The following is a 19689-nucleotide window of genomic DNA, read 5'->3' on the forward strand; positions in this document are numbered from 1 at the left end:
CAGGGCCCGGACGGCGCGTCCCTGCGCCGCCCGGGCCCTGCACTCACATCAAGCTGCCTGCTCTGTCGGTCAGAGCTGGTTGCCGACGAAGACCGTGAGGTCGACGAGGCGGTTGGAGTAGCCCCACTCGTTGTCGTACCAGCCGAGGATCTTCACCGACTTGCCCTCCTGGACCATGGTCAGGGAGGAGTCGAAGGTGCAGGAGGCCGGGTCGCTCACGATGTCCGAGGACACGATCGGGTCCTCGGTGTAGACGAGGATGCCCTTGAGGTCGCCGTCGTCGGCGGCCTTCTTGAACGCGGCGTTGACCTCGTCCTTGGTGACCTCGCGCTGGAGCTCCACGACCAGGTCGGTGGCCGAGCCGGTCGGGACCGGGACGCGCATCGCGATGCCGTCGAGCTTGCCCTTGAGCTGCGGCAGGACCAGGGCGGTGGCCTTGGCGGCACCCGTCGTGGTCGGGATGATGTTCTCGGCGGCGGCGCGGGCGCGGCGCAGGTCCGAGTGCGGGAAGTCCAGGATGCGCTGGTCGTTGGTGTACGCGTGGACCGTCGTCATCAGACCCTTGACGATGCCGAAGTTCTCGTCGAGGACCTTGGCCATCGGCGCCACACAGTTGGTGGTGCAGGAGGCGTTGGAGATGACGTGGTGGTTGGCCGCGTCGTACTTGTCCTGGTTGACGCCCATCACGATGGTGATGTCCTCGTCCTTGGCCGGAGCCGAGATGAGGACCTTCTTCGCGCCACCGGCGATGTGCTTCTCAGCGTCGGCCTTCTTCGTGAAGATGCCGGTCGACTCGATGACGATGTCGACGCCCAGCTCGCCCCACGGGATGTCGGCGGGGTTGCGCTCGGAGAGCACCTTGATGGTGTGCCCGTCGACGGTGATGGTGTCGGCGGTGTGGCTCACCTCGGCCTTGAGGCGGCCCAGGATGGTGTCGTATTTCAGCAGGTGAGCGGTGGTCGCAGTGTCACCCAGGTCGTTGACAGCCACGATCTCGATGTCAGCACCCTGCTCCAGCAGTGCGCGGAAGTAGTTGCGACCGATACGACCGAAGCCGTTGATGCCTACGCGGATCGTCACGAACCGATCTCCTCGTTGGTACGCCGGCTATGCGGTGCCGGCGAGCTCTGTTTGGGATGTCCCCGACCGCCTACGACCCTACCTCTCCGATGCCGCCGGAGTGACATCGAGATGTCCCATACATGGGCAGGCGGTCCGTACCCGCCAGTAGGGGTACGGACCGCCCGGGCCGAAAGACCCGTTCACTCGAACCGGTCACGGCGGATCAGTCACCGTTGACCGGCGCGCGCTCACCCTCCGAGCGCGGCGAGCGCCTTGCCGAGCAGGGCCGTACGGTCGGCCGCCGCGGTGACGTGTTCCAGGCCGAAGCCCAGCAGCACGGTGTCGTCCGTGGTGATCGCGCCGTACGTCTTGAACAGCTCTCCGGTGCGCGCCCAGTCCTTCACGACCGCCGGGCTGCCCGCGGGCGGTCCGGGGACGCTCCAGGCGCCCAGCGACGTCTCGAAGCCCTCGGTCTCGGTGGCGTTGCCGCCGATGACGACGGACGCGTTGTCGACGAGGACGCCGCGACCGCCGGATCCGGGGTCGGTGATGTAGCTGAGGGAGACCTCCACCGTCTTGCCGGCGTAGGCGGCGAGGTCGAAGGAGACCTCCTGCCACCCGGCCGACGCCCCGGTGAAGCTGTTCCACTGGCCGCTGGTACCGGCGGCGGTGCAGCCGCCGTCGCCGAGCGTCAGATACCGCTTCAGCGCGGGGTGGGCCGCGATGAAGTACCCGGCGTCGCACTCCGCGGGTACGGCGGTGCCGGTCTGGCCACCCCTGTCCGGGAGCGTGGTCCAGTCGTCGTTCCCGGCCGTGTGGGCCTCCAGCACGGCGTGGTCGTAGCCCTCTTCGGTGCTCCACAGCATCCGGGTGCGGAGGGTGGGCGCCTGTGCGGCGGTGACCTGGGTGAGGTCGATGGTGCGGGTGAGCCGGTTCCAGGCGTAGTCGCTGTGCGTGACGGCGGCCATGGAGGCGCCTTCGTACGGCCCGTAGGGGTTGACCGTGCCGGGGTAGGTGCCCGCGCCCGCGCTGGCGAACTGCGGGAACGTGGCGGCCGGCAGGTTGTCCGAGGTGACGCTGAAGGACCCGGCGGCGTCGAGCGGGTTGCCCGGGGCCGCCCCGAGCGGACCGCCGGCACCGGCGAGCTTGCCGACGCCCTGGAAGGCGGTGGCTCCGGGCAGGGTCGTACGGGTGAAGGCGCCCAGGTAGTACTGGCTGAAGTCGTTCGACAGGGTGCCGTCGCCGAGGTCGACGTTGCTGCCGGCCCGCTCGCCCGCCTCGATCAGCTTGCCGCCCTCGTTGAGGAAGGCCCGCAGCTGGAGCTGGGTGGGGTTGCCCGGGACGCTCGCGCCCGTGTAGTGGACGACCGCCTTGAAGTGGTCCAGGACGCCGAGCGCGTCGGGCGCGCCCTGTGCGGCGACGTCCCAGACGATCGCCTTGCGGCCGTTGGCCTTCAGCGCGTCGACGTAGGTCTGCGCCTGGGTGGCGGCAGCGCCCTCCTCGGCGACCACGAGCGTGTCCGCGCGCGGCCGCTGGGCCACGGTGTACGTGAAGTGCTCGCTGGAGGTGCGCTTTCCGCTCTTGGTCTCGCCGGTGAACCACACCTCGACCTTGTCGCCCGGATCGCCGTCGGCGACCTTGGCGCGGTACTCGTCGAAGTAGAGGTTGTCGTCACCGCCGTACGTCTCTCCGCCCTTCCAGGCCCTGAGTGACGTGTCATGCGTACGGCCGCCGTTGACGCGGTACTTGAGCTCCTTGTCGCGCACGGATCTGCGTACGACGACGGAGACCTCCTGGTCCGCGCCGCGGGAGTACGACGTGGTGAACGTCTTCGGGGTGAAGTCGGCGGCCTTCAGGCCGAGCGAGGACTTCGGCTGGTCGGGCCGGGCGGCGGACTCGGCGACGGAGAGCGCGAACGGGATGTTCTTCTCGAACTCCTGCTGGATCAGCTTCTCGTCGTCCGGGAAGTTGAAGACCGACTGGCAGTCGGCCGCGTTCCACTGGTCGTTCGGGTCGATGCCCGAGGCGGTCTGGCAGGTCGACATCTCGGGGGTGAACATCGCCAGGCCGTTGACGTTCGACGCGTGGCCGTCCGCCTCGCCGTTGGTGGTGTAGAGCTCCGAGGAGACCTGCGGCCGGTAGCCGGGGATCGCGGGGTTGTCGGGGGTGCCGGCGAGCGCCTTGTAGAGGACGTCGTCGGGGCTGTCGGTGGCGACCTGCCAGCCGACGCCGTAGAGGATGAGCTCGGCGGCGGAGTGGTAGTTGATGCCGTACGTGAAGCCGATCCGCTTCTGGAAGGCGTCGATGGCCTTCGTCTCGGGCTCGGAGCCCGGGCCCGCGCCGCGGTAGGTCTCGCTGGTGGGGGTGGGTGACGAACCCTCGTTGTCGTAGCCCCACTTGTAGGAGAAGTTGCGGTTGAGGTCGACGCCGTCGCCCACGGCGATACTGCCGTCGGCGTTGTTGTCCCGCAGGTTCTTGCGCCACAGGCGGGTGTCGTCGTTCTGGAAGGTGTAGTCGTAGCCGTCCGGGTTGGCGGAGATGACGAACCACAGCTCGGTCGAGTCGACGATCTGCTTGATGCGTTTGTCGGTCTTGTAGTTGTCGATGTAGTGGTGGAGCAGCCGTCTGGTCATCTCCGGCGTGATCCACTCGCGCGCGTGCTGGTTGGACATGTACAGCACGGACGGCTTGGCGCCGTCCTTGGTCTTCTTCGCGTTCTTGGTGAGCTTGAGCGCGAGGATGTCCTGGCCGTTCACGGTCTTGCCGATGGAGACGACCTTGGTGAGGCCGGGGTTCTCCTGTCCGGTGCGGAGGATCTCCTCCTTGATGTTCCCGGCCCCGCTGTACGGCCGGTACACGCCCTCGGCGGCGGCTTCGACGCGCTGCTCGGCCTTGGCGGAGAGGGTGTGCTCGGTGAGGTCGACGCCCTGTTTCTCCAGCTTGTCGGCCTGTTTGTCGGTGAGGTAGACCTCGACCGTCGCGGTGCCCTTGGCGGGCACCTGCTCGCTCAGTTCGTGGCCGTCCTGCCCGGCCGCCAGCAGCAGGGGTACCTGCTTGTTGGTGACCTCGGCCCGGAAGACCTTGACCTCGTCGGGATCGGGAGAACTCGCGCTCTCCGCGGCCTGGGCGATGGGCGCGATGCCCGCCCCGCCGAGAAGGAGTGCGCCAACAGCGAGGATCGGTCTCGCTCTTCGTCTCATGTGCCCCCCTTGCGTGGGTCCGCCACAGCAGCGAACAGATGCCAGGCTCATGACAGTTCATGATCCAGTCAAGGGGGCCTCACAGACACGTAAAAGCCGGTGTCGTCACTCCAAGGGAGCAGCGACACCGGCCTTTTGACGGTTCGACGTTCGGGTCGACGGTGCGACAGCCGGGCCGGTCAGCCCACCAGGTTGTCGGCCATCTCCTCGGTGATGCTGGACTCGGTGCCCGGGATGCCGAGATCCTGGGCCCGCTTGTCGGCCATCGCCAGCAGTCGGCGGATCCGGCCGGCGACGGCGTCCTTGGTCAGCGGCGGGTCCGCGAGCGCGCCCAGCTCCTCCAGGGAGGCCTGCTTGTGGTCCATGCGCAGGCGCCCCGCGGCGGCGAGGTGCTCGGGCACGTCGTCGGCGAGGATCTCCAGCGCGCGCTGGACACGGGCCCCGGCGGCGACGGCCGCGCGGGCCGAGCGGCGCAGGTTGGCGTCGTCGAAGTTGGCGAGCCGGTTCGCCGTCGCGCGCACCTCGCGGCGCATCCGGCGCTCCTCCCAGGCCAGCACCGACTCATGGGCGCCCAGCCGGGTGAGCAGCGCGCCGATCGCGTCGCCGTCGCGGACCACCACACGGTCCACACCGCGTACCTCACGGGCCTTCGCGGCGATGGAAAGCCGACGGGCGGCGCCGACCAGGGCGAGCGCGGCCTCCGGACCCGGGCAGGTCACCTCCAGCGAGGAGGAACGGCCCGGCTCGGTCAGCGAGCCGTGCGCCAGGAAGGCCCCGCGCCAGGCGGCCTCGGCGTCGCAGGTGGCCCCGGAGACGACCTGCGGGGGCAGCCCGCGGATCGGCCGGCCCCGGCCGTCGACCAGGCCGGTCTGCCGGGCCAGCTGGTCACCGCCGGCGACCACGCGCACCACGTAACGCGAGCCGCGGCGCAGTCCGCCCGGCGCCATCACGATCAGCTCCGAACTGTGGCCGAAGATCTCCAGGATGTCCCGCTTGAGCCGGCGGGCCGCCATCGCGGTGTCCAGCTCCGCCTCGATCACAATGCGCCCGCTCACCAGGTGGAGGCCGCCGGCGAACCGCAGAATGGCGGAGACCTCCGCCTTTCTGCAGCAGGTCCGGGTGACGGGAAGCCGGGAGATCTCGTCCTTCACCGCTGCCGTCATCGCCATGGGCCGATCCTTCCATGCATCCGAAAAATACGGTCGTACGCGGCGGCCAACAGCTCCGGGTCGTGCCTCGGGGTCCCGTCGGGCCGGGCCACCGGCGCCAGCTCGACCGCGGCGCCGAACCGCTTGGCGGCATCGGTCAGGGAGTCGCGGTCGGGCACGGCGGCCTGGTCGGCCAGCACCACGTCCAGGGCGAGTTTAGGGGCGTGTCGTCCCAAAACCTCCAAATGACGCTGCGGGGAGAAGCCTTCGGTTTCTCCGGGCTGCGGGGCGAGGTTCAGCGACAGCACCCGGCGCGCCTTCGTCTGGCTGAGGGCGTCCAGGAGTTCGGGCACCAGCAGATGCGGGATGACCGAGGAGAACCAGGAGCCGGGTCCGAGCACCACCCAGTCCGCGTCGAGGACGGCGGCCACCGCCTCGGGGACGGCGGGCGGGTCGTGCGGCACCACGTGCACCGACTGCACCTCGCCGGGGGTGAGGGCGACGGTCGCCTGTCCGCGGACGGTGTCCACGTCCTCGGGCCGCTCCGGGTCGTGCCCCTTGACCAGGGCCTGGAGCTCCAGGGGTACAGCGGACATGGGCAGCACGCGCCCGTGCGCGCCCAGGAGCTTGCCGACCAGGTCGAGGGCCTGGACATGGTCGCCCAGCTGCTCCCACAGGGCGACGATCAGCAGATTGCCGACCGCGTGCTCGTGCAGGTCGCCCTTGGACTCGAAGCGGTGCTGGATGACCCGGGCCCAGGTCTGGCCCCAGTCGTCGTCGCCGCACAGCGCGGCCAGCGCCTTGCGCAGATCGCCGGGAGGCAGGACGCCCAGCTCGTCGCGGAGCCGCCCGCTGGAGCCGCCGTCGTCGGCCACCGTGACGACCGCGGTGAGGTCGCCGGTGATCCGGCGCAGTGCGGCAAGCGAGGCGGACAGACCCATGCCGCCGCCGAGGGCGACGACCTTGGGCTGGGCACCGCGGCGGCGCGGCCTGGCGCCGCGGGCCTCCACGGGCCGGGTCGCGCGCCCCTCGGGCACGACCCGGCGCAGCCTGCTCAGCCGCGGAGAACGTCCTGTCATTCCCGTCCCATGTCCCGGTGTACGACCACCGTCTCCACGCCCTGGGAGGCGAGACGGGCGGCGAGCTTCTCGGAGGTGGCGACGGAGCGGTGCTTGCCGCCCGTGCAGCCGACGGCGATCGTCACGTACCGCTTGCCCTCGCGGCGGTATCCGGCGGCGATCAGCTGGAGCAGCTCGGAGTAGCGGTCGATGAACTCCTTCGCGCCGGGCTGGTTGAAGACGTACGCCGACACCTCCTCGTTGAGGCCGGTGAAGGGGCGCAGCTCCGGGACCCAGTGCGGGTTGGGCAGGAAGCGCATGTCCACGACCAGGTCGGCGTCGACCGGGAGGCCGTACTTGAAGCCGAAGGACATGACGGTGGCCCTGAGCTCGGGCTCCTCCTCGCCGGCGAACTGGGCGTCCATCTTGGCGCGCAGCTCGTGGACGTTGAGGCTGGAGGTGTCGATGACCAGGTCGGCGTCGCCGCGCAGCTCGCGCAGCAGCTCGCGCTCGGCGTCGATGCCGTCGACGATACGGCCGTCGCCCTGGAGGGGGTGCGGGCGGCGGACCGACTCGAAGCGGCGGACCAGGGCCTCGTCGGAGGACTCCAGGAAGACGATCCGCCGGGTGACGTGCTTGGCCTCGAGGTCGGCGAGGGACTCGCGGAGGTTGTCGAAGAAGCGGCGGCCGCGGACGTCGACGACCACCGCGATCCGGGCGACGTTGCCCTGGGAGCGGGCGCCGAGCTCCACCATGGTGGGGATCAGCGCGGGCGGCAGGTTGTCGACGACGAACCAGCCGAGGTCCTCCAGACACTTCGCGGCGGTCGACCGGCCGGCCCCGGACATCCCGGAGATGATCACCAGCTCGGGGATGGCCGCGTCGGGAATCCCGCCGCTGTCGCCGGTGGTGCCCGTACTCACCTGTGCTCCGTCTCCGGTGTGGTCCTGTTGTTCGTCGTGCTCGTTCACATTCATGTCTCCTGCCCCCGTCGTTCGTCCGGGGTGCCCGCCGTCACGGGCTCCCCACCGGAACCCATGGTGCCGGGTTCCTCTTCCATGATCTCTCCAGTAGCTGTGTTCACCGCGGGTGCGGCCGGTGCCGCCTGGGCGAGGGCCACGGCGATGGTCTCAGCCGTTTTGCGGCCTATGCCGGGAATCTCGCAGATCTGGTCGATGGTGGCAGACCGAAGTTTCTTCAACGAGCCGAAATGTTTCAGAAGCGCCTGCTTGCGTGCGTCCCCGAGCCCCGGGACGTCGTCCAGGGGGCTGGCCCGGAACCGCTTGCCCCGCTTGGCCCGCTGGTAGGTGATCGCGAAGCGGTGGGCCTCGTCGCGGACCCGCTGGAGCAGATAGAGACCCTCGCTGGTGCGGGGCAGGACCACCGGGTCGTCCTCGCCGGGCAGCCAGACCTCCTCCAGCCGCTTGGCGAGGCCGCAGACGGCGATGTCGTCGATGCCGAGCTCGTCGAGGGCTCGCTTGGCCGCCGCGACCTGGGGCTGTCCGCCGTCGACGACGACGAGCTGGGGCGGGTAGGCGAACTTCTTGGGGCGGCCGTTGTCCTCGGTGAGGGTGTTCCCGGAGGCGTCCCGGAAGTCGTCCTGGGAGACGTCCTGTGAACCGTCGTCGACCCACTCGCCGGTCTTCTCCTTCTCGGCGATGTACCGCTTGAAGCGGCGGGTGATCACCTCGTGCATCGAGCGGACGTCGTCCTGGCCCTCGAAGCCCTTGATCTGGAAGCGGCGGTACTCGCTCTTGCGCTGGAGGCCGTCCTCGAAGACGACCATGGAGGCGACGACGTCGTCGCCCTGGAGGTGCGAGATGTCGTAGCACTCGATGCGGAGCGGGGCGCTGTCCAGGTCGAGGGCCTCGGCGATCTCCTCCAGGGCACGCGAGCGCGTGGTCAGGTCGGAGGCGCGCTTGGTCTTGTGCAGGACGAGGGACTGCTGGGCGTTGCGCTGCACGGTCTCCATGAGCGCCTTCTTGTCACCGCGCTGCGGGATGCGCAGGGAGACGTTGGACCCGCGGCGCCCGGTGAGCCACTCCTGGACCGGCTCGACGGGGTCGGGCAGCGCCGGGACGAGGACCTCCTTGGGGACGGAGTCCCCGGTCTCCTCGCCGTAGAGCTGCTGGAGGGCGTGCTCGACGAGGGCGCCGGTGGTGATCTCCTCGACCTTGTCCGTGACCCAGCCGCGCTGGCCGCGGACGCGTCCGCCGCGGACGTGGAAGATCTGCACGGCGGCTTCGAGCTCGTCCTCGGCGACCGCGACGAGGTCGGCGTCGGTCGCGTCGGCGAGCACGACGGCGCTCTTCTCCATGGCCTTCTTCAGGGCCTCGATGTCGTCGCGCAGGCGGGCGGCCCGCTCGTACTCCATCTCCTCGGCCGCCTCCATCATCTGCTTCTCCAGGCGGCGCAGATACGTCCCGGTCCGGCCGGCCATGAAGTCGCCGAAGTCCTCGGCGAGTTCGCGGTGCTCGTCGGCGGTCACCCGGCCGACGCAGGGGGCCGAGCACTTGCCGATGTAGCCGAGAAGGCAGGGGCGGCCGGTGCGGGCGGCGTTCTTGAAGACGCCCGCGGAGCAGGTGCGGACGGGGAAGACGCGGAGCAGGAGGTCGACGGTGTCGCGGATCGCCCAGGCGTGCCCGTAGGGCCCGAAGTACCTGACGCCCTTCTTCTTGTGACCGCGCATCACCTGCACGCGCGGGTACTCCTCGTTCATCGTCACCGCGAGGTACGGGTAGCTCTTGTCGTCGCGGTACTTGACGTTGAACCGCGGGTCATACTCCTTGATCCAGGAGTACTCCAGCTGCAGGGCCTCGACCTCCGTGGACACCACCGTCCACTCCACGGACGCGGCCGTGGTCACCATCGTGCGGGTGCGGGGGTGCAGGCTCGCCAGGTCCTGGAAGTAGTTCGCCAGACGCTGGCGCAGGCTCTTCGCCTTTCCGACGTAGATCACCCGGCGGTGCTCGTCGCGGAACCTGTACACCCCGGGAGAGTCCGGGATCTGCCCCGGCTTGGGGCGGTAGCTGGAGGGGTCGGCCATGTCTCACACCCTACTGGCGGGGGCTGACAGTCCGACGGGGCTGTGGACGACGCCGGGGACACCGGGTTCAGCGATCGACGACCCAGGCCGTACCGGCCGGCGGCGCCCCGGTGCCGAGCAGGTGGCGGACGATGCGGAACGCGTCGGCGAGCGGCACGGTGTCGGCGTCCGGGTACGCGTCGGTCTGGCCGTTCGCAAGCACGAAACCGCCGCTGACGCCGGTGGCCGACGCGTCGACGGCGTGCTCTCCGGGATCGTCCGCGTCGTCGAGCAGCATTACCAGCACGCGCTCAGTGTTGCTGATCCACGCGAGCAAGCGTCCCGAGGAACCGGTCAGCCATGTCTCCAGCTGGCCGACGGCCATGCGTGCCCGCAGCAGGTCGGTCACCTCGACGGCCGACACCGGATCGCCGTCGCCGTCCACGCACCAGGTCTCCGTCACGCGGGCGACCTTCTCATGTCCCCCTCACGTCCTAGTGGGACTCCAGGAACGTGAGTACCGCGAGCACCCGGCGGTGGTCGTCGGTGTCCTCGGTGAGGCGGAGTTTGCCGAGGATGCTGCGGACGTGTTTCTCGACCGTGCCCTCGGTGACCCACAGGCGGCGGCCGATGCCGGCGTTGCTGCGGCCCTCGGCCATGAGCGCGAGCACCTCGCGTTCACGAGAGCTGAGGTGGGACAGGGGGTCGCCGCGGCGCTGGGCCGTGAAAAGCTCGTTCACCAGGGAGGGGTCGACGACCGCGCCGCCCTTGCCGATGCGGTCAAGGGCCTCGATGAACTCGTCGACGACCGTGACCCGGCTCTTCAGGAGGTAGCCGACCCCGCGTCCGCCGGCCAGCAGCTCCAGGGCGTCCTCGACCTCGACGAACGCCGACAGGACGAGGATGCCGGTGGCGGGGTGGCGTTCCCGGATCGTGCGGGCCGCCTTGAGGCCTTCGGTGGAGTGGTCGGGCGGCATCCGTATGTCGACGATCGCGATGTCGGGGCGCTTCTCGTGGACCAGTTCCAGGAGCCGCTCGGCGTCACCGGCCTGGCCGACCACCTCGTACCCGACTCTCTCGCACAGGCTGGCCAGGCCCTCTCTGAGCAGGATGTCGTCGTCGGCGAGGACGACCCGTCCCCGCACCCGTTGCCGCGCTGCGTCGTCCATGGTCCCGGCTCCCCTTGCCCCGACCGATCCGTGCGCGCCCAACAGCCTGCCCCACCGGCGGGGTTCCGGCTAGCCGGAAGCGGAATTGGGGGCCTGCCGTGACGACACGCGGACGTGCGCGAGCGATGCTCGTACCAGTGCGATGCAGAAGGACCGGCCGCCTCGGGCGAGAGGCGGCGGGTCGCGGGACCGAAGGGTTGCGACACATGCGGCGGACACGGATCGAGAAGCCCAGGAGGCGGTCGAACCGCGTCCGCCCCGCCGAGGACACGTACGGCTTCGGCGACGTCCTCGACCCCCGGGACCCCGACATAGTGCGCGCCAAGCGCCTTCTGTCGGCACGGCTCGGCGGTGCCCACCGCCCCTGAGACCGGACGGCAGCCTCTCCGTCCGCCACGACCGCCCGGCGCGTACGCGACGTCACCCCGTCCTGGGTCCCCCCGCCCGGACGACTCCCCCGCGTGCGCCCGGGCGGTCACACGTTCGTCGGCGGTGGGGTCAGCGGCAGCCGCACCGTGACGGTCGTGCCCTCCCCCGGTGGGCTGCCGACGTCCAGCTTGCCGCCGATCGCCTCGACCCGGTCGATGAGCCCGATCAGTCCGGAACCACGGCCGGGTTCGGCGCCGCCGACGCCGTCGTCCCGGACGACCATCTCCAGCCGGTCGTCGCGGATCCCGGCCTCGACGGTCACCACGCGCGCGTGGGCGTGTTTCGCGGCGTTGGTGAGGCACTCCGAGGTGACGTAGTACGCGGCCACCTCCAGCGGCTCCGGCAGGCGCGTCACGGGCAGCTCCAGGTCGAGCTCCACGGGGACGGCGGAGCGGCGGGCCAGGGAGCGCAGGGCGGGGCCCAGACCGCCCTTGGAGAGGATGGCGGGGTGGATGCCGCGGGCCACCTGGAGCAGGTCCTGGAAGGCGTCGTCGAGGCCCTTGCCGACATGGGCGAGCTGCTCGGCGAGTTCCGAGGACGGGTTCGTCAGCAGGGACTCGGCGAGCCGCAGGTCCAGTTGGAGGGCGACGAGCCGCTGCTGGACCCCGTCGTGCAGATCGCGCTCGATCCGGCGCCGGGAGGCGTCCGCGGCGGCCACCACGCGCGCGCGTGACGCGTTCAGCTGGTCGCGGCTGTCGGCGTTGGCGATGGCGGTGGCGACGAGCTCGGTGAAGTCGGCCAGCCGCGACTCGGTGCCCCCGGGCAGCACCTCCAGCGGGGAGGCCGCGAGGATGAACCCCCACAGCCGGTCCTCGACGACGATGGGCGCACCCACGGCCTGACCGACGTGGGCCGCGCGCCGGGTTCCGGAGATCTCGCGCAGCGCCTTGGAGCCCGCCTGCCGACGCGCCTCGCGGGTCTCCCGCTCCAGCTCCTCCGGGATGCCGAGGACCGTCCCGAGGACCGTGTGGCTGCCGTCGGGTTCCTGCCGGAGCACGGCCGCGGTCGTGTGCAGCAGGGCGCCCACCTCCTCCGCCACCGTCGCGAACACCTCCGGCGGCGGGGCGCCGCGGGCCACCAGGGTGGCGACCCGGCGCAGCGCGGCCTGCTCCAGGGCGGCCCGGCGGCTCTCGGTGACGTCACGGGCGGTGGCGTAGATGAGGCCCTCCTCGGGAACCGGCCGGGCGCTCCACTGGAGCCAGCACTCGGTGCCGTCCGCGCGCAGGTAGCGGTTCTCGAACTCGGCCATCTCGACGCCGCTCGCGAGGCGTTCGAGGGCCACGCGCGTGCCGTCCCGGTCCTCCTCGTGCACGAACTCGATGAACGGCCTGGCCAGGAGTTCCACGCCCGAGTAGCCGAGGGTCCGCTCGAAGGCCGGGTTGACCCGCTTGAAGTAGCCGTCGAGGCCGCTGATGCAGAGCAGGTCCAGGGAGAGGTTGAAGATGCTCTCCACCTCCTGTTCGGCCTTCTCGCGCCGCCCGTGGGCCGCCGCGAACGACGCCATGGTGCCGTTCATGCCGCCGAGCAACTGGGCCCAGGTGCCCTCGAAGGAGGCGACGTCGGCACGGTGTTCGAGCCGGCCCGAGTCGATCGCCGTGTTCATGGCCCGGATCTCGCCGGCCAACCGCTCGGTGGTGACCCGCAGTTCGCGGAAGGTGTCGGCGACACCACCGAGTTCGTCACGGCCGGCGTAGCGGATGTCGTACGAGAGATCGCCGTACGACAGGGCCCGCGCACCCTCGGAGACCTCGCTGAGGGGGCGGGTGATGGACCTCCGCAGGGCCAGCGCGAGGACGGTCACGACGCCGAGGACGGCCAGGCAGACGGCGAGGTCGCGGCGGACCCGGGTCTCCGCGCTGTGGCGGTCGCGCGCGGCGGTGACGTCGAGGTCGCGCGCGGCCCGGTCCTGGATGCCGCGCAGGGCGTCGATGCGGGCCTTGGAGTCGGCCAGCCAGCGGTCGTACGAGGGGCGGCGGGCGTTCGGGAGGTCAGGAGCGGCGAGCATCTCCCGGACCTGGCGGACGGCCCGGCCGGGAGCCTGGAACTCGGTGCTGTACAGCTCACCCCGCAGCTCGTCCGAGGTGTACTGCCGGAACGTGTCCAGCTCGGCCGTCTCCAGCGCGGGCCAGCGGCCGGCGGTGGTGGGGTGCTGCCCGGCGGGGGCGTCGAGCAGGATGGCGAGTTCCGCGCGCTCGCGTTCGGCGGCCTCGATGGCCCGTACGAGGGCGATGTGGGCGTCGGCGGCACGGCCCGAGGCCCTGGTCGGGGTCTCCGACTCGAGAGTGGTGACGTTGTCGAGGAGGGCGTCCTCGATGCCCGCGTACTCCTGGGCCACAGCGCGCGCGGTGAGCGAGGCGGTGCCGGTCTGGACGCGCAGCGCGTGCAGCCGGCGGTCCGCGGCGTCGAGGTCTCCGGCGATGTCGGGCCCGGTCCGGCCGGCGGCCCGGTCGAGGGCCCGCTCCAGGGCCTGGTCGGTGGCCCGTTCGGCGGCCGCGCGCTGCGCCGGGGCGACCGTCCCGGGGCGCAACCGGGCCTGTACGGCGGTGATCCGCTCTCGGGCGACGGCGTCGGAGACGCCGGTGAGCGCGACGGCGACGTCCGTTGCGGTGTGGAAGGCACGCAGATCCCTCGCCTCCTGCCATTGGGCGATCCCGCTGAAGGCGGTGAAGGCCAGCAGTCCGGTCACCGGCAGCAGCACGAGCAGCATCAGCTTCCGTCCGACGCGCAGGCGGGAGAGGAGCGGGGAGCGCCCCCTGCGTGTCGTCCGCCCGCCGCGCACGTCCGGTCCTCAGCGCCCGGTGGGTGGGTAGTACTGGTGGTCCGCCAGATCCTTGTCGATGACCTCGACCGCCTCGTCGAGCGTGGCCCGCACCGGCGCCCTGTCGGACATGATCTTGGCGAAGGCCCGGGAGAAGGCGTCGGTGATCGCCGGGTAGGCGGGCGTCTGCGGCCGGGGGCGGGCGACACCGCCCGTCAGTTGCTCGATGAACAGGTGCTCGGCACCGCCGGTGCCGAACGCGGTGGAGAGCTTCACCGCGCTGTGTGTGGCCGGGATCGCGCCGTTGGCCTCGCTCATCCGGTGCACATGGTCCGGCTTCAGCAGATAGGCGAGAAAGCGCCAGACGGCGTCTCCGTCGGCCGCGCCCGAGGTGACACCCCACTGCCAGGACCCCATCCCGGTCACGGTGCCCCGGCCGAAGTCGGGCAGCGGCACGATCGCCACGTCCCCGGGGTGCGCCTTGCTGTAGTCCGGGTACCACCAGTGGCCGGTCCAGGAGATGACGCTACGGCCCTCGTTGAACGCCTGGTCGTCGGTCCTGCCGGGTTCCACGAGCCCCTCCTCGGCCCAGTTCTGCAGGGTGGTGAGCGCCTTGACCGCCTCGGGGCCGTTGAGGAAACCGTCGGCCGTCCGGAACGTGCGCGGATCGATGAGTTCGCCGCCCGCCGACCACACCGCGGGCGCGAAGCCGTAGGTGTTCCACTCCTCGCCCGGCTTGGCGTAGACGAGCCCGATGTCGAGGGGGGTCTTGTGGCCGGCCTTGCGGAGGGTGCGCAGGACGCCGGTGAACTCGTCGGAGGTCCAGGCGTCGTCGACACCCTCGGGGATGCGGATGCCGGCCTTCTTCAGCGCCGAGGGGCGCACATAGAGCCCGAGCCCGGAGTCGAAGGTGCCGATGCCGTACAACTTCCCGGCGTAGGTGCCCTGTTGGCGGATCGAGGCCAGCAGATCACCCCGGACGCTCTCGGGCACACAGGAGTCGATCGGCTTGAGCTTGCCGGACCAGGCGTAGCTGTAGAGGTTGGGGCCGTCGAAGTCGAGCAGGTCCGGGAGGTCGCCGCTGGCCGCCGCGGACTCCACCAGGTCGGTGTACGGGCGGTGCTCGGGCAGGGTGACGAGCTGGACCCGTACCTGCCTCTGCGTCTTGTTGAACTCCGCGACCTGCTTCCGCAAGGTGCTCAGCTCACCGCTCGGTCCGGCGTGGAACCACACCGTCAGATGCTCGGTCCCCTCGATCTTCCCGTCGCAGGTCGTGTCGCCGCGCGCCCTCCCACGGCTGCCGTCGCCGTCATCGCCTCCCCCGCCACCGCACGCGGCCAGCAGCAGGACCATCCCCAACAGCCCTACGGCCAGGGCGCGATGACGCCGAGCCGTACCGACGTTTCTGATCGAGGCCTTCATCGCGCACCCCCACTCGACCGGACTTGCGCGGCCACCCCAGGGCAGCCCATATGCTACCCCTGGTGATATGCCGCTGCGCTGAGTAAGCGGGAACCGGCGGATCCGGCAAGGGACTTCAGCACATTCCAGCTGCCCGGAAGCAACGCGCGTCAACTCTTTCCGGGTAGCCGGAAAGCGCAATCATCCGCCCGTTGGGACCCTGTGGGGCATGTCCATGCGCTGTCTTCTCGTCGATGACAGCATCCGGTTCCTGGAGGCCGCGCGCACTCTGCTGGAGCGCGACGGGGTACCCGTCGTCGGCGTCGCCATGTCAGGCCCGGAGGCTCTCGCACGGGCCGCGGAACTGGCCCCGGACATCGTCCTGGTGGATCTCGATCTCGACGGGGAGAACGGCTTCGACCTCGCGGTGGAGCTCGCCGGCCGTGTCTCGTCCGTGATCATCCTGATCTCCACGCACTCCCTGGACGACGTCGAGGAGCTCGTCGCGGCCAGTCCGGCCCGCGGGTTCCTGCACAAGTCCACGCTGTCCGCCCGGGCGATCAGAAACCTGCTCGGCAACGACGGCTCGGTCGCGCCGACTTGACTTTTCCCGGCCACATACCGGTCAGGAGTGCGCGCCTGTTGGGCATGAGGTGTTGTCGGGACTTGGTCAACACGCTTCAATGCGGGGGAACTCGGGGCCGTGAAGAACGGCTTACGGATGTGAAGACGCCCCGGCGCCGACGGGGCGGCCCCGGTGCGAATCCGCGCGAACGGTCTGACCAGCCGTCGCGAACACACAGAAAGGCCCCTGCATGCCGCACGCCACACAGCACGGGGACGTCTCCGCCGTCGCGGACACGGAACTGGACACGGCCCTGCGAGGCGGCCCCTTCCACGTCGCCCTGCGGGCCGCGATCGCCGCCCGCGGACTGCCGCTCCAGCGCGTGCAGCACCATCTGTCGCGCTACGGGGTCAAGGTCGGCGTCACGAGCCTGAGCTACTGGCAGCAGGGCGCGCGGCGCCCGCAGCGCCCCGAGTCGCTGCGCGCGGTGCGGGCGCTGGAGGAGATCCTCCAACTGCCGGAGGAGTCACTGATCCGACTGCTCGCCGAGGCCGACACACACGCACCCGGCCAGCGTCCCGCCGTCCGCTCCTACCGGTCCCTCGTCGAGGCCTCGGGCGTGCTGGAGCGGCTCCTGGCCGAGCTCGGCTCACCGCCGGACGGCGGGCTGCACACGCTCGGCCACCACGAGCGGGTACGGATAGGCGGGCGCCGGGAGCTCCTCGGGCGCGAGTCGCACCACATCGTGCGCGCCCACAAGGACGGCGTCGACCGTTTCGTGGCCGTCCACCACGGCGACCCGGGGTGCGCGCCGGAGCGCATGCAGGTGCACGCCCTGGAGAACTGCCGCACGGGGCGGGTCCGCCTCCACCACGAGACCGGCGTGCTCGTGACCGAGCTGCTCTTCGACACCCGGCTGCGAGCCGGCGACACCTACCTGTTCCGCTACGGCGTCGAGGACGGCACCGCCGGCGTCTCCCGCGAGTACGTCCGCGGTTTCGGCCCGTCCGGCGGGCAGTACGCGCTCCAGGTGCGGTTCGACCAGAACGCGCTGCCGGCCCGCTGCCACCGGTTCACCCAGCACTCGGCGGCGGCCCCGCGCAGCGGGCGCCAGGAGCTGGCACTCGCCGGGACCCACCGGTCGGTGCACATCGTCGAGCCGCGCGTGCGGACGGGGATCGTGGGGATCGGCTGGGACTGGGAGTGAGCCGGGAGCTCGGCGGTCCCCTGGCCTCCCGAGCTCCTCGCGTTCCTCACGTTCCTCGGGTTCCCCCGGCTTCCCTCCAGGCTTCCCAGCCTCCCCGAGCTCCTCAGGCTCCTCTGGCCTCCCCCGGCCTCCCGGGCTTCCCGGGCTTCCCGGGCTTCCCGAGAGACGTAAACGCTTGCGCAAGCGTTTACGTCTGGCGTCGGATGAGGTACGTTCCCGGCCTGAAAGGGATCCGGGAGGGGGCTCCATGCCGACCATGGCCGACGTGGCGCGCAGCGCGGGCGTGTCGGTGGCGACCGTGTCGCACGTACTCAACGGCACGCGGCCGGTCCTGCCCCGGACCCGCCAGGCCGTGCTGGACGCCATCGACGAGCTCGGCTACACCCCCAACACCCTCGCCCGCTCGCTGGTGACCTCCCGAACCCGCTCGATCGGGCTCGCGGTGTCGGCGATCAGCAATCCGTACTTCACGGAGATCCTCCAGGGCGTCGAGGCCGAGGCTCTGCTGCACGGCTACAGCCTGCTCATCGCCGATCCGCACGACGACCCCGTCCATGAGCGCAAGGTCGTCCAACTGCTGCACGAGCGGCGGGTGGACGGCATGATCGTCGCGCCCTCGGTGGACCCCGGAGAGCTGCTGGCCTACCTCGGCCGCCATGCCGTACCCACCGTGCTTCTCGACCGGGTCGTCGACGCCGAGCCGCGCGTGGACCAGGTCTGCGCCGAGAACGCGGCACCGACGGGCGAGCTGGTCGCCCATCTCGCCGGGCTCGGTCACCGACGGATCGGGCTGGTCGCGGGCCTGCCCGGGCTCAGCACCAGCGACGAGCGGATCGCCGGGTACCGCGACGGGCTCGCGGCGGCCGGGCTGCCGTACGACGCGGGGCTCGTGGTCCACGGTGACTCCGCGTCGGCCGGCGCCGAACGGGCCACGGCCGCCCTGCTGTCCCTCGCCGAACCGCCGACGGCGCTCGTCACCGCCAACAACGCGATGACCATCGGCGCGCTGCGCATCCTGCGCGACCACGGGCTCGCCGTCCCCGACGACATCGCCCTGTGCTGTTTCGACGACTTCGCCTGGGCCGACCTCTTCTCGCCCCGGCTCACCGCGATCGCCCAGCCCAGCAGGGAGATCGGGGCCCAGGCGGTGCGGGTGCTCCTGGAACGCCTGGCCGATCCGGAGCGGGCCGCCCAGACGGTGCGGCTCCCCTGCGACTTCGTGCACCGCACCTCGTGCGGATGCCCGGAGGGTGCGGTGGCGTCCGAGCGATGGCTGTCCGAGGGGGCGGGGGCACGTGGGCGGCGGGCGCCGGAGGAAGCCGGGGCACCCGAGGAAGCCGGGACGCTTGAGCGACGGACGCCCGAGGCAGGCGAGGTGCCCAAACGGCAGTCGCCCGAGGGAGCCGATGCGCCCAAACGGAAGTCGCCCAAGCGAGCCGCCGGGGCGACCGGACCACAGTCGCCCGAGGGAGCCGCGACGCCCGGGCCGCCGTTGCCCGAGGAGATCGCCGCTTCCGAACTCCCTCTGTCTGAGGGGCAGTTGTCGTCGCCCTCGTCGCTCCATGCCGCAGGGCGGCCCCGTAAGCCCGAGAAAGGAACCCGTTCGTGATCGTCGTCGCCGGTGAGGCCCTCATCGACCTGGTACCGCAGGGCACGGGAGCCCTGGCGGGCCTGACGCCGGCGCTCGGTGGCGGCCCGTACAACACGGCCGTCGCCCTCGGCCGCCTGGGCTCCCCCACCGCCTTCTGCTCCCGTACGTCGTCCGACGCATTCGGCGAGGCCCTGCTCGACGGCTTGCGGCAGGCGTCGGTGGATGTGTCGGCGGTCCAGCGCGGTCCGGAGCCGACCACTCTGGCGGTCGCCACGATCGACGGGAGCGGCTCGGCCGCCTACTCCTTCTACGTCGACGGCACCGCCGACCGCCTGTTCAGGGCCCCCACGGAGCTTCCGGCCGACACGCGCGCGGTGTCGTTCGGCACCTGCTCGCTCGTCCTGGAGCCGGGGGCGAGCGCCTACGAGGAGCTGCTGCGGACCGCGGCCGCGCAGGGCGTGTTCACCGCGCTCGACCCCAACATCCGGGCCGGGCTGATCCCCGATCCGGACGCCTACCGGGCCCGGTTCAAGAGCTGGCTGCCGTCGGTGTCGCTGCTCAAGCTCTCCGAGGAGGACGCGCTGTGGCTGGGCGGCACTCCGCGCGAGTGGCTCGCGGCAGGGCCCGCGGCCGTCGTGATCACGCAGGGCGGTGACGGTCTGACCGCGTTCACCCGGGACGGCTCGGTGCACTCCGTGCCGGGCGAGAAGGTCGAGGTCGTCGACACGATCGGGGCCGGCGACACGGTGAACGCGGCGCTGCTGCACGGCCTGTCCGTCCGGGACGCCCTGTCCGCCGAGGCGCTCCTGGGACTGGGCGCCGGCGGCTGGACAAGGCTGTTGCGATTCGCGGCGCGGGCAGCCGCGATCACCTGCTCCCGGGCGGGGGCGGAGCCGCCGTACGCCTCCGAACTCGGGGACATGTGAGGGACGTTCGATCGTGAGGCAGAGGCGGCGGGTGCGGTCCTCCCGCTGATTCCACTGTTCAGGAGTCAAGGTGCGTCGCAGCCGCAGGGATCGGGCGGCTGATCTTGCAACGACCGGCGCCCCGCGGGAAGTTCCCACGGGGCGCCGAAC

14 protein-coding genes and 1 pseudogene are annotated in these 19689 nt (G+C 71.1%); 5 read left to right on the top strand and 10 right to left on the bottom strand.

Going from position 1 to position 19689, the window contains the following annotated elements:
- Nucleotides 1–69: 69 nt before the first annotated feature.
- The 8 genes from gap to ABKA17_RS33380 all read right to left on the bottom strand — a co-directional run bounded on the left by gap (nucleotide 70) and on the right by ABKA17_RS33380 (nucleotide 10662).
- Entirely contained in the window at nucleotides 70–1080 is a 1011-nt protein-coding gene (gap, locus tag ABKA17_RS33345; RefSeq protein WP_353696050.1) for a type I glyceraldehyde-3-phosphate dehydrogenase, read from the bottom strand.
- Between the two features lie 230 nt (nucleotides 1081–1310).
- Nucleotides 1311–4262 (bottom strand): M14 family metallopeptidase, encoded by a 2952-nt coding sequence (locus tag ABKA17_RS33350; protein WP_353696051.1) that lies wholly within the window; start codon nucleotides 4260–4262, stop codon nucleotides 1311–1313.
- Nucleotides 4263–4441: 179 nt separating this feature from the next.
- Nucleotides 4442–5431, bottom strand: a complete 990-nt coding sequence (whiA, locus tag ABKA17_RS33355) for a DNA-binding protein WhiA (protein ID WP_030039584.1) — start codon at nucleotides 5429–5431, stop codon at nucleotides 4442–4444.
- Entirely contained in the window at nucleotides 5422–6489 is a 1068-nt protein-coding gene (locus tag ABKA17_RS33360) for a gluconeogenesis factor YvcK family protein (protein ID WP_353696052.1), read from the bottom strand. The genes whiA and ABKA17_RS33360 overlap by 10 nt, the downstream gene beginning before the upstream one ends.
- Nucleotides 6486–7445, bottom strand: coding sequence for an RNase adapter RapZ (gene rapZ / locus ABKA17_RS33365; RefSeq protein WP_353696053.1), 960 nt, complete (start codon nucleotides 7443–7445; stop codon nucleotides 6486–6488). Before rapZ ends, ABKA17_RS33360 begins: the two co-directional genes overlap by 4 nt.
- On the bottom strand, nucleotides 7442–9514 hold the full coding sequence (gene uvrC, locus ABKA17_RS33370; protein ID WP_353696054.1) for an excinuclease ABC subunit UvrC: 2073 nt from the start codon (nucleotides 9512–9514) through the stop codon (nucleotides 7442–7444). Before uvrC ends, rapZ begins: the two co-directional genes overlap by 4 nt.
- A gap of 67 nt (nucleotides 9515–9581) precedes the next feature.
- A complete protein-coding gene (locus ABKA17_RS33375) occupies nucleotides 9582–9956 on the bottom strand; it encodes a hypothetical protein (RefSeq protein WP_353696055.1) in 375 nt (124 codons plus the stop codon).
- Nucleotides 9957–9987: 31 nt separating this feature from the next.
- A complete protein-coding gene (locus tag ABKA17_RS33380) occupies nucleotides 9988–10662 on the bottom strand; it encodes a response regulator transcription factor (RefSeq protein ID WP_353696056.1) in 675 nt (224 codons plus the stop codon).
- 206 nt (nucleotides 10663–10868) lie between these two features.
- On the opposite strand from ABKA17_RS33380, the gene ABKA17_RS33385 reads away from it, so the two are divergent.
- Entirely contained in the window at nucleotides 10869–11030 is a 162-nt protein-coding gene (locus ABKA17_RS33385) for a hypothetical protein (RefSeq protein ID WP_353696057.1), read from the top strand.
- 107 nt (nucleotides 11031–11137) lie between these two features.
- Here the strand turns inward: ABKA17_RS33385 and ABKA17_RS33390 are convergent, their stop codons facing one another.
- Complete coding sequence (locus tag ABKA17_RS33390) at nucleotides 11138–13798, bottom strand: nitrate- and nitrite sensing domain-containing protein (RefSeq protein WP_502994463.1); 2661 nt, start codon at nucleotides 13796–13798, stop codon at nucleotides 11138–11140.
- A gap of 81 nt (nucleotides 13799–13879) precedes the next feature.
- A complete protein-coding gene (locus tag ABKA17_RS33395; RefSeq protein ID WP_353696059.1) occupies nucleotides 13880–15271 on the bottom strand; it encodes an ABC transporter substrate-binding protein in 1392 nt (463 codons plus the stop codon).
- Between the two features lie 208 nt (nucleotides 15272–15479).
- Here ABKA17_RS33395 and ABKA17_RS33400 point away from each other — a divergent pair, with 208 nt between their 5' ends.
- The 4 genes and pseudogenes from ABKA17_RS33400 to ABKA17_RS33415 all read left to right on the top strand — a co-directional run bounded on the left by ABKA17_RS33400 (nucleotide 15480) and on the right by ABKA17_RS33415 (nucleotide 19539).
- Nucleotides 15480–15854 carry a response regulator gene (locus ABKA17_RS33400; RefSeq protein ID WP_353696060.1) on the top strand — a complete coding sequence of 125 codons (375 nt, stop codon included), beginning with the start codon at nucleotides 15480–15482 and terminating at the stop codon, nucleotides 15852–15854.
- 211 nt (nucleotides 15855–16065) lie between these two features.
- Nucleotides 16066–17022, top strand: a complete 957-nt coding sequence (locus ABKA17_RS33405; RefSeq protein ID WP_353696061.1) for a hypothetical protein — start codon at nucleotides 16066–16068, stop codon at nucleotides 17020–17022.
- A 247-nt stretch (nucleotides 17023–17269) separates the two neighbouring features.
- Nucleotides 17270–18271, top strand: a pseudogene (locus ABKA17_RS33410) (LacI family DNA-binding transcriptional regulator); the annotation flags it as partial.
- A 356-nt stretch (nucleotides 18272–18627) separates the two neighbouring features.
- The gene (locus ABKA17_RS33415; protein WP_353696062.1) at nucleotides 18628–19539 is read left to right on the top strand and encodes a carbohydrate kinase family protein; all 912 of its coding nucleotides are present in this window, start codon (nucleotides 18628–18630) and stop codon (nucleotides 19537–19539) included.
- Nucleotides 19540–19689: the final 150 nt, after the last annotated feature.

Source organism: Streptomyces sp. RG80, assembly GCF_040446465.1.
In the GTDB taxonomy this organism is placed as follows: domain Bacteria; phylum Actinomycetota; class Actinomycetes; order Streptomycetales; family Streptomycetaceae; genus Streptomyces.